We start from the raw sequence: 10,031 nt of genomic DNA, 5'->3' as shown, positions 1-10,031 counted from the left end.
GTGGTTTGGGGGTGGCGGGTGGGTTTTTTTTGTGTTTGGGTTTGGTTGGTTTTTTTTTTTTTTTTTTCCCCCCCCCCCCCCCCCCCCCCCCCCCCCCCCCCCCCAAGCCGCGGCAGCCCAGCTTCGGCCGGAGGTGGACCGCGCGGGCCCGGTGGTGCGGTCCCCGCCCGGGGTGACCTCGGCCGCTACCATCGCTTCCCAGGGTGTGATCGGGAGCGGAAGGCGGGCGGGCGTGGACGTGGCGAGTCCTGCGCGCGCCGCCGCCTCCGAGCCGGGGCCCGCCGTCGTGAAACCGGGCCGGCCGCTGCTGCGCTGGAGCGTCCACGCCGCCTGGGTCGCCGCCCTCGCCCTGGCCACCGAACTGCGGGTCGGCCGCTTCGGGTTCCACCCCTCCGACCAGGGGTTCATCCTCGCCCAGGCCTGGCGGGTGCTGCACGGCGAAGTCCCGCACGCCGAGATCATCTCGGCCCGCCCGCTCGGGTCCGCGGTGCTGCACGTCGTCGACTACGCGCTGCCGATGCCGCTGTTCTTCGGCTCCAGCTTCCTGTCCATGATCGAGATCATCGTGGCGACGATCGCCTTCGCCACGCTGGTCACCCGCCGCCGGGTGCTGGACTGGGGCCCGGGCATGACGGCGATGGTCGCGGCGGCGTCGCTCATCAACCTCAACGCCTTCCCGCTGATGGCCTGGCACACCGTCGACGGCATCGCGCTCACCGCGTGCGGCGCCTGGGCGCTGGACGCGGGCCTCGGCAAGGACCGCGCCTTCGCCCGCCGCGGCGGGCTCGTCCTCCTCGGCTGCGCGGTGTTCGTCAAGCAGAGCTTCGCGCTGGCCGCGGTGATCGGTGTGCTGTGGCTGCTGCTGCACCCGGCGACGCGGGACGGCGCGCTGCGGACCGCGCGCTGGTGGCGGCGGCTCGTCTTCGACCTCCTCGCGCTCGGCGCGCCCGGGCTGGCCTACGTGGCCTGGGTGAGCCTGGGCGGCGGGTTCTCGGAGATGGTCGAGCAGCTGACCGGCGGCGTGCCCGCGTACGGCGAGCGGCTGCTCGGGCTCTGGCTCGAAGACCCGGAAGTGCTGACGCAGGCACCGTTCCGGGAGCTGAGCTTCTTCGCCGCGATCGCCGTCGTGCTGCTGGCCGTCCGGCTGCCCGGCGACCGGCTCGGCGCGGCCGGGCGGGCGGCGTCCTGGGTGCTCGTGCTGGCCGGCGCGGCCGCGGTCGTCTGGACGGTCGTCGACGGCCGGTTCACCGGCTCCTCGCGCTGGGCGGACGTGCTGTGGTGGATCGTCGCGGTCAGCGTGCCAGTGAACGCGGCCGTGCGGCGGCGGGTGCCGTGGGCCGGGCTGCTGGTGCTCGCCACCGGCTTCATGACCAGCCTGTCCTGGGGCAACGACACCCCGACGCTGCTCACCGGCACCCTCGCGCTGACGGCGTTGCTGCTGCTGAGCCATCTCGTCCCGCCGCGGCCACGGCTGGCGCGGCGCTGGGTGACCGCGACGGCAGGCCTGACGGCCGTGGTCGTCTGCGGCTGGGTCGTCGTCGCGCGGCACGACCAGGCGGCCTACCTCGACCTCGGGCACGACCGGCTGACCGGCGACCTCGGCGACGTCAGCCCGGCGATGGCCGGCATCCGCACGAACCCGTCGACCTACCGGTACGTCCGGCAGATCCACGACTGTCTCGACCGCTTCCCGGCCGCGCGGACGGCGGTCCTGCCCGACAACCCGTTCGCCTACCCGGCGTTCCGCCTGCACAACCCGTTCCCGCTGGAGTGGCCGCTGCCACTGGAGATCGTCGGTGACGCGCCCGCCCGGATGCTCGAGACGGCGGACGCGCTGAACCGCGAGGGCGGCTACCTGGTGCTGTTCCAGACGGTGCCGACCCGGCTGCTGGCGACGGGCGGCCCGGTGCCGGAGTCGGTGCCGGCCGACACACCGGTGTTCGACTACCTGGGGCTGGAGAAGGCGCTCCAGGCCCGGCTGACCGGCCGCGTGGTCACCTGCGGCAGCTTCGTCGGCAAGTACGCGCCCTAGTCGACACCGACGTCGTCCGGGCTGCCGTTGGCCAGGCCGGCCAGCACGTCCAGGGCCGAGCCGAGGATCTCCACCGGCGGCGCCGAAACCGCGATCCGCACCGCGTTCGGCGCGTGGCCGGGCAGCACCGCGAACGCCGCCGCCGGAGACAGCGCGATCCCGCGGCGCGCGGCCGCCGCGACGAACGTCTCGGCCCGCCAGCGCTCCGGCAGCTCCCACCAGCGGTGGTAGGACGCCGGGTCGCCGCGCAGGCCCAGCAGCTTCTCCGCCACGACCACCGCGCGCGTGGCGGCGTCACGGCGTTTCGCGGCTTCGACCTCGGCGAGGGTGCCGGTCACGATCCACTGCGTCGCCGCTTCGACGGAGAAGCGCGACGCGGCCCAGGCGCCCGAACGGACAGACGACGCCAGCCGCGGTGTCCACGAAGGCGGCGTCACCAGGAACCCCGCGGTGAGCCCGGGGGCGACCCGCTTGGACAGGCTGTCGACGAAGACCGTCCGCTCCGGCGCGTAGGCGGCGAACGGCCGGACGTCGTCCCGCAGGAACGTGTAGATGCCGTCCTCGATCACGGGCAGGTCGAGCCGCGCGACGACGTCGGCGAGCTCCTGACGGCGTCGCGCGGGCATCGTCGTGCCGAGCGGGTTGTGCAGGGTCGGCTGGACGTACAGCGCGCGCACCGGCCCGGCCGCGACGAGCGCTTCCGGCACCAGGCCGTGCTCGTCGGTCTCGACGGGCACCAGCTCGACACCGAGCCGCGACGCGACGCCCTTGACCACCGGGTAGGTCAGCGCCTCGACCGCGAGCCGCTCCCCCACCGGCACGAACGCGGCGATCGCCGCCGCGATCGCCTGGCGGCCGTTGCCGGTGAACAGCACGCTCGCCGGGTCGGGCCGCCAGTCGTCGCGGGTGAGCAGGGAAGCCGCCGCGTCGCGGGCCGCCGGGGTGCCCGCGGCGCCGATCGGGTGCAGGGCCGCGGTGAGGACGTCGGCGCGCAGCAGCGGTTCGAGTGCTTTGGCCAGCCGCGCGGACTCGCCGGGCAGGACGGCGAAGTTGAGCTCGAGGTCGACCCGGGCATCCCCCGGCTCGGCGAGCGCGGGTTCGGGCGGCGGTTTCGCGGCCCGGACGAAGGTGCCCCGGCCGACCTCGCCGACGGCCAGGCCACGCCGGACGAGCTCGCCGTAGACGCGGGAGGCGGTCGAGTTCGCGATGCCACGCTGCCGCGCGAACCGGCGCTGCGGCGGAAGCCGGTCCCCGGGCCGGAGGCGGCCGGCCTCGATGTCGGCGGCGAGGGCGTCCGCGACGACGCGGTAGTCGTCCACTGTGCACCTTCGCTTCCCGCCCGGAACGCCGTCGGAGTCATGATCCCATCCGGTCGCGGAGCGGCCTAGGTTGGAAGCCATGACCGACAAGACCTGGGCCGAAGTCGACGACTACCTCACGGGCGCGCTGCTCGCCCCCGACCCCGCGCTGGACGCCGCGCTGGCCGACTCGGCCGGCGCGGGGCTGCCCTCGATCGCCGTCGCGCCCAACCAGGGGAAGCTGCTGAACCTGCTGGCCCGCCAGGCCGGGGCCCGCTCGATCCTGGAGATCGGCACGCTCGGCGGGTACAGCACGATCTGGCTGGCCCGCGCGCTGCCGTCCGGCGGCAAGCTGGTGACCTGCGAATACGAGCCGAAGCACGCCGAAGTCGCCCGGAAGAACCTGGCACGCGCGGGCTTCGGCGAGGACGTCGTCGACATCCGGGTCGGCGCGGCGCTCGACACGCTGCCGACGCTGACCGGGCCGTTCGACTTCGTGTTCATCGACGCGGACAAGAACAACCTCGCGAACTACGTCCGCGCGACGCTGGAGCTGTCCCGCCCGGGCACGACGATCGTGGTGGACAACGTCGTCCGCCAGGGCGCGGTGGCGGACCCGGCGAGCACCGACCCGAACGTCCTGGGCGCGCGGGAGATGTTCGAGCTGCTCGCCGCGGAACCCCGCGTGGACGCGACGGCCGTCCAGACCGTGGGCGCCAAGGGACACGACGGGTTCGTGCTCGGCCTGGTGCGCTGAGGCTCACCGCCGCGGGCGGACGTCGATCGGCGGCGCGAGCGGGACGCCCCGCTCCGCGCCGCCCAGCGGGCGGAACGGCTGACCCTGGTGCGCCGCGGCCATGAACGTGCGCCAGATGTCGGCCGGGACGACGTCCCCGGTGAGCTTCGCGCCGGTCGCGTCGGTCAGCCGGCGCTCGTCGTCGGAGCCGATCCAGACCACCGTGGCCAGCTGCGGGGTGTAGCCGATCGCCCAGGCGTCCTGGTTGTCCGGGCTGCTGCCGTGCTCGGCTTCGCCGGTGCGCAGCGCCGCCGGGCGGCCGTCGTCGAGGGTCGTGCCGAGGGTGCGCGTGACGTCTTCCGCGACGCGGCGGCTCTCGTCGCCGTTCTCGTCGAACGCGGGGCGCGTGGTGTCGGTGTGCTCCCAGACGACCGCGCCGCTTTCGTCGCGCACCTTCGCCACCAGGTGCGGGGTCGTGCGAACGCCCTCCGCGGCAAACGTCGCGTAGGCGCCCGCCAGGTCCAGCGGCCGCAGCGGGTACCGGCCGATCGCGATGCCCGCGCCGATGAGGAAGCCGTCCTTCTCCCGCATCGTCGGGGCGCCGTCGACGGTGTCGGGGATGCCGGCCTGCCGCGCGGTCTCGCTGAGCGCGTCCGGGCCGAGCTTCTTCGCCAGCGCGACGAACGGGCCGTCGGCGTGGGTCGCCATCGCCATGCGCGGGGTGCACTTCTGGACGCAGACGTCGGGGTACTTGAACTTCTCGCCGAGGAACTCCTGCTCCGCCGGCGCCGCGATCGGCGTGTCCGGGCCGAAACCGCGGCGCAGCGCCGCCGCAAGCGTGAACGGGTAGAACGCCGAGCCCGCCGCGTGCGAGGTGCCCGCGTAGTCGCGGACGCCCTGGTCACCACCCTGGTAGGCGCGCACGGCGCCGGTCTTCGGGTCGACCGAGACCACCGCGCCGCGGAACTCCTTCGGCTCGCCCTTCAGCCTGTCCTGCAACGCTTTCTTCGCGGCGTCCTGCATGCCGCGGTCGAGCGTCGTCACCACCGTCATGTTGCCTTGCTGGAGCCGGCCGAGCGGGAAGCCGTCCTGTTCGAGCTCGGCCAGCACCTGCTGCTTGACGTGGAACTCGTCGTAGGTGACCCGCCCGGCGCGTGTCTCCGACGGCGCCTGGATCTCGGCCCCCGGGTAGGCCATCGGCTCGGTTCCCGGCACGTACCCGCGGGCGACGAGCTTGTCGTGCACGTACTGCCAGCGCCGCGCGGCGTGGGCGTCGCCCGAGGCGGCGGGGTCGTGCACCGACGGCGACTGGATCATCCCGGCCAGGAACGCGGCCTCGCTCCAGGTCATCGAGTCGTCGAGCTTCTTGCCGAAGTAGGCGTTCATCGCCGCGGCGGGCCCGAACGTCCCGCGGCCGAAGGAGATGATGTTGACGTAGCTTTCGAAGATCTGTTCCTTGCTCTGTTCCTGGGTGATCTTCGTGGACAGGACGAGCTCCGCGAACTTGCGCCCGATCGTGGCGTCGTCGTCGCCGGTGGACTTCTTGATGTACTGCTGGGTGATCCCGGACCCGCCGCCGACGCCGGTGAGGAACGCGCGGCCGATGCCGGTCGGGTCGAAACCCTGGTTGTCCCAGAAGGTCGGGTCCTCGGTGGCGACGATCGCGTCCCGCAGCTTCGCGGGCACGTGTGCGTAGGGCACGAAGGTGCGGTCGCCGTCCGCCGGGATGACCTTGAGCAGCTCGGACCCGTCCGAGTACTGCAGGACGACGGTCTTGTCGAGCCCGGCGAGCACGTCCTGCGGGCTGCGGACTTCGAGCACGAGGTAGGCGACCCAGAAGGCGATCAGCGGGATGCCGACGAGCAGCCCGAAGGTCCGGTACCCGATGCATCGGATCCGCCGCCACCGCCGGCGTCGCGGGGTGTCCGGCTGCTCGTGCTCTTCCGCTGGTTCCTCGGTCGCCAAGGTCACGAATGGATGACGGCCGAACGGGTGAGAAGGTTCTGTGGAGAACTAACGAGGTTGTTCGAATCCTGTCAAGACGGGTTCAGGCGAGGAACGCACGCAGGAGCGACGCCGTGCCTTCGATGTGTTCGGCCATGGCCTGCCGGGCCGCGACCGCGTCCCCCGCGAGGATCGCGTCCACGATCGCCTCGTGCTGGGCGTTCGAGTGCTCGAGGTTCGGCGGCAGCAGCGGGATCCGGTCGAGCAGCTGGTTGACGCGCGTGCGCGCGTCGGCCATCGCCGTGGTCAGTGAGCCGGACGCCGTCACCTCCGCGATCGCCAGGTGCAGCCGGGAGTCCTTGCGGCGGTAGTCGTCGAGGTCCGCGCTCGCGGCTTCGGCGAGCGTTCCGGTCAGGTGCCGGCGGTCCGCCGGGCTCAGCGACCGCGCGGCGGCCATCTCCGCGGCGCCCGTCTCGAGGACGTAGCGGAGGCTCAGCGCGTCTTCGAGCGCGATCGGTTCGACCTTGCCACCGGGTGACCGTTCGGGCGGTCCGGGCAGGGTGTCGTTCACGAACGTGCCGCCGTAGCGGCCTCGCCGTGACTCGACGTAACCGGCGTCGGAAAGGGCCCGGATGGCCTCGCGCAGCGTGACGCGGCTGACCCCGAGCCGTTCGGCGAGCTCGCGCTCCGACGGGAGCCGCTCCCCCGCGCCCACCACGCCGAGCCGGATCGCCTGCAGCAGCCGCTCCACGGTCTCCTCGAAGGCGTTGCCCGCGCGGACCGGCCGGAACAGCGCTTCACCGGCATTCACCACCGAGGTCGACTCCATCCCGCGAGTTTAGGCCGCGCCGAGTCGATCACCCCGGGCGCAGCGCACCTTCGGAGTGGCCTCACGCCGTCGCTCTCGGTGACACTGTGTTCGCGGCGGAAAACCGGTGGAACCGGACGGCCACGTTCGGCGACGATGGGGACACCGACACCGACCATCGACGCAGGGGGCGATCCGGTGCACTTCTTGATGGCCGAGGACCTGGTCCACGAGCGAGAGAACGAGCTGCGCCACGGCGTGCGCAACCGCCCGCCGGGGCGGGCGACGCCGAGCCGCAGGCCGGGAACACGGAGACAGCAGCTCGGCTGGCGGCTGGTCGAGGTGGGGTTGAAGCTGGCGGTGGAAGACCAGCAGCGCTGAGCCGGCCCGCCGCCCGTCAGCACTCGACCGTCTCGCGCTTCGTTTTACTCGCCTTGCCCAGCGTCACCACGTGACTGCCATCGCCGCGCGTGTCAACTGATCACGGTCCGCGATCGAGCAGTATGGTCCTTGTCTGAGAGGAGGACGCGTGGACGAGGACGTGAGGTTCGCCCGGCCGCTGATGAGCATGGCCGATGCCGCTCGGCACCTGGGTATCCCGCAGCAGACCTTCCACCGCTGGGCTCGTGGCTATTCGCACGGCGGCCCGCTCCTTCACGTCTCCGAACCGGAAAGCATCCGGCAGGCCAGCGTTCCCTTCATCGCCCTGGCCGAAGCATGGGTCCTGGAAGGGCTTCGGCAGGCAGGCGTTCGTCCGCAGAAGATCCGTCCTGCCCTCAAGGAGCTGCAAAGCGAGTTCGGACGGGAATACGTCCTCGTGTCGCCGGCGCTCGTGACCGACGGGATCTCGGTTCTGTGGGACTTTTCCAAGACCGAAGCCGGAGCCGGGCTGATCGAAGGACGATCCGGTCAGACCGTAATTCGTGAGATCGTCCAGGATTACCTGACATACGTGGGTTTCGGCGCCGACGACTACCCGAATCACCTCATGCTCCGAACCTTCGAACCGTCGAAGGTCGCGATCGATCCTTACCGTTCGTCGGGTCAACCCGTCTTCATGGACTCCGGCGCACGAGTCTCCAATGTCGCGGCCATGCTGAAGGCGGGTGAAGAACCTGCCGTCGTCGCCGAAGAACACGGAATCGGCATCGAAGCCGTCCGGGCCGCCGCACGCGTCCTCCTGGGCCGCGCCGCCTGAGTTCTACCTCGACGAGAATGCCGTCACACGCAGCGTGCGGCGCTTTCTGGTCGCGCTCGGCTACGCCTGTCACACTCCGCCCGAAGTGTTCGGCACCCGACTCGAGTCACTCGGTGCCGCGGACACCGAATGGCTGAGGCGGATCGCACGAACCGGCTGGGTCGTGCTGAACCGGGACGCCAAAATCATGGAGCGTCCTGATGAGTTGGTCGCGTACCGCTCTGCCAAGGTGCACATGTTCTACCTACCTGGCGAAGCGACCCGCGACCAGCTTCTGCACCTCGTCGAAACCAATCTCGCCGACATCGTCACGCTGTCGGCAGACCGAACTCCCGACGTCTGGAAGATCACCCACCACGGAATCGAGCGGTTCGTGGTGCGCAAGCGAAGACGCTGATCAGCACTCGATGACGTTCACCGCCAGCCCGCCGCGGGCGGTCTCCTTGTACTTCACGCTCATGTCCGCGCCCGTCTCGCGCATCGTCTTGATCGCCTTGTCCAGCGTCACCACGTGACTGCCGTCGCCGCGCATCGCCATCCTCGCCGCGTGGATCGCCTTCGACGCGCCGACCGCGTTGCGCTCGATGCACGGGATCTGGACCAGGCCGCCGACCGGGTCGCACGTCAGGCCCAGGTGGTGCTCGACGCCGATCTCGGCCGCGTTCTCCACCTGGGCCGGGGAGCCGCCGAGCACCTCCGTCAGGCCCGCCGCCGCCATCGCCGAGGCCGAGCCGACCTCGCCCTGGCAGCCGACCTCGGCGCCGGAGATCGAGCCCGTCTGCTTGAGGATCGAGCCGATCGCGCCCGCGGTGAGCATGAACTTGACGATGCCGTCGTCGGTCGAGTGCCGGATGAACCGCTGGTAGTAGTGCAGCACGGCGGGGATGATCCCGGCGGCGCCGTTGGTCGGCGCGGTCACCACGCGCCCGCCCGCCGCGTTCTCCTCGTTGACGGCGAGGGCGTAGAGGCTCACCCAGTCCATCGCGTACAGCGGGTCGTCCGCGCCGTCCTCGGCCAGGAGCTTCTCGTGGAGCGCCTTCGCGCGCCGCGGCACCTTCAGACCGCCGGGGAGGACGCCTTCGTGGGTGCAGCCGTTGCGGACGCACTCCGCCATGACCGCCCAGATGTCCAGCAGCCCGGCCCGGACCTCTTCGCGCGACCGCCAGGACAGCTCGTTCGCCAGCATGATCTCGCTGATCGGCAGCCCGGTCGACGCGCAGTGCCCGAGCAGGTCCGCGCCGGTGCGGAACGGGTACGGCACCGGCGTCGCGTCCTCGACGAACACCGCGTCCGTCTCGTAGGACTCGTCGCGGACGAAGCCGCCGCCGACCGAGTAGTACGTCCGTTCGCGCAGCAGCTCCCCCGCCGCGTCGAACGCGCGGAAGACCATGCCGTTCGGGTGCGCCGGCAACGACTTGCGCCGGTGCATGGTGAGGTCGTTGTCCTCGTCGAACGTGATCTCGTGCGTGCCGGCCAACAGCAGCCGGCCGGACTCGCGGATCGCCGCGATGCGCCCGGGCACGGTGTCGGTGTCGATTTCCTCGGGGCGCGAGCCCGAAAGCCCGAGCAGGACCGCTTTGTCACTGCCGTGGCCGAAGCCGGTCGCGCCGAGCGAGCCGAACAGCTCCGACTGGACGCGTGCGGTGCGCCCGAGGTCGTCGCCGAGTCCGTCCACAAAGGTCAGTGCCGCCCGCATCGGCCCGACGGTGTGGGAGCTCGACGGGCCGATGCCGATGGAAAACAGGTCGAAGACGCTGATCGCCATTGATCCGCCCCTTCCTATCGCGCCAGCAGGGAGCTGGCTTCTTGCGCGGCCGGGCCCTGGTCGGCGAGGTGCCGCAGGTTCTCCGGCAGCTCCTCCCCACGGTAACCCTTGGTCTGGGCGTAGAGCCGTCCCGCGCGGTACGACGACCGCACGAGCGGACCGGCCATCACGCCGGCGAAGCCCATGGCCTCGGCGGCCTTCGAGTGCTCGACGAACTCTTCGGGCTTGACCCAGCGGTCCACCGGGTGGT

General features: G+C 71.6%; 9 protein-coding genes and 1 pseudogene. 5 read left to right on the top strand and 5 right to left on the bottom strand.

What is annotated here, in order from left to right:
• The first annotated feature begins 232 nt into the window (after window positions 1-232).
• Window positions 233-2,032: a hypothetical protein gene (locus ACZ63E_RS32965; RefSeq protein WP_465340109.1), complete on the top strand. Its 1,800-nt coding sequence runs from the start codon at window positions 233-235 to the stop codon at window positions 2,030-2,032.
• On the opposite strand, the gene ACZ63E_RS32960 is transcribed toward ACZ63E_RS32965, so the two are convergent.
• Window positions 2,029-3,351 carry an aminotransferase-like domain-containing protein gene (locus ACZ63E_RS32960; protein WP_465340108.1) on the bottom strand — a complete coding sequence of 441 codons (1,323 nt, stop codon included), beginning with the start codon at window positions 3,349-3,351 and terminating at the stop codon, window positions 2,029-2,031. The genes ACZ63E_RS32965 and ACZ63E_RS32960 overlap by 4 nt on opposite strands.
• A 79-nt stretch (window positions 3,352-3,430) precedes the next feature.
• Between ACZ63E_RS32960 and ACZ63E_RS32955 the strand changes: the two genes are divergently transcribed.
• Window positions 3,431-4,087 (top strand): O-methyltransferase, encoded by a 657-nt coding sequence (locus ACZ63E_RS32955; RefSeq protein WP_465340107.1) that lies wholly within the window; start codon window positions 3,431-3,433, stop codon window positions 4,085-4,087.
• A gap of 3 nt (window positions 4,088-4,090) precedes the next feature.
• Here the strand turns inward: ACZ63E_RS32955 and ACZ63E_RS32950 are convergent, their stop codons facing one another.
• Together ACZ63E_RS32950 and ACZ63E_RS32945 are read right to left on the bottom strand one after the other, a co-directional pair.
• Window positions 4,091-6,037 carry a transglycosylase domain-containing protein gene (locus ACZ63E_RS32950; RefSeq protein WP_465340106.1) on the bottom strand — a complete coding sequence of 649 codons (1,947 nt, stop codon included), beginning with the start codon at window positions 6,035-6,037 and terminating at the stop codon, window positions 4,091-4,093.
• 76 nt (window positions 6,038-6,113) lie between these two features.
• Entirely contained in the window at window positions 6,114-6,839 is a 726-nt protein-coding gene (locus ACZ63E_RS32945) for a FadR/GntR family transcriptional regulator (protein WP_465340105.1), read from the bottom strand.
• Window positions 6,840-7,016: 177 nt separating this feature from the next.
• Here ACZ63E_RS32945 and ACZ63E_RS32940 point away from each other — a divergent pair, with 177 nt between their 5' ends.
• The 3 genes from ACZ63E_RS32940 (at window position 7,017) to ACZ63E_RS32930 (ending at window position 8,413) form a co-directional block, all read left to right on the top strand.
• On the top strand, window positions 7,017-7,199 hold the full coding sequence (locus tag ACZ63E_RS32940) for a hypothetical protein (protein WP_465340104.1): 183 nt from the start codon (window positions 7,017-7,019) through the stop codon (window positions 7,197-7,199).
• Between the two features lie 148 nt (window positions 7,200-7,347).
• Window positions 7,348-8,016, top strand: coding sequence for a DUF433 domain-containing protein (locus tag ACZ63E_RS32935; RefSeq protein ID WP_465340103.1), 669 nt, complete (start codon window positions 7,348-7,350; stop codon window positions 8,014-8,016).
• Complete coding sequence (locus tag ACZ63E_RS32930; protein WP_465340102.1) at window positions 7,925-8,413, top strand: PIN-like domain-containing protein; 489 nt, start codon at window positions 7,925-7,927, stop codon at window positions 8,411-8,413. The genes ACZ63E_RS32935 and ACZ63E_RS32930 overlap by 92 nt, the downstream gene beginning before the upstream one ends.
• Here the strand turns inward: ACZ63E_RS32930 and ACZ63E_RS32925 are convergent, their stop codons facing one another.
• Window positions 8,414-9,781, bottom strand: coding sequence for an L-serine ammonia-lyase (locus tag ACZ63E_RS32925; protein ID WP_465340101.1), 1,368 nt, complete (start codon window positions 9,779-9,781; stop codon window positions 8,414-8,416). It abuts the gene before it with no gap.
• Window positions 9,782-9,795: 14 nt separating this feature from the next.
• A pseudogene (locus ACZ63E_RS32920) lies at window positions 9,796-10,031 on the bottom strand (lipoyl synthase); the annotation flags it as partial.

It is taken from the genome of Amycolatopsis sp. NPDC104819, from assembly GCF_055583145.1.
This window is presented reverse-complemented; position numbering and strand designations above follow the sequence as displayed.

Coding starts and splice junctions, on each gene's coding strand:
- ACZ63E_RS32955 (WP_465340107.1), top strand. CDS start 3,431: ATGACCGACAAGACCTGGGCCGAAGTCGACGACTACCTCACGGGCGCG.
- ACZ63E_RS32925 (WP_465340101.1), bottom strand. CDS start 9,781: ATGGCGATCAGCGTCTTCGACCTGTTTTCCATCGGCATCGGCCCGTCG.
- ACZ63E_RS32945 (WP_465340105.1), bottom strand. CDS start 6,839: ATGGAGTCGACCTCGGTGGTGAATGCCGGTGAAGCGCTGTTCCGGCCG.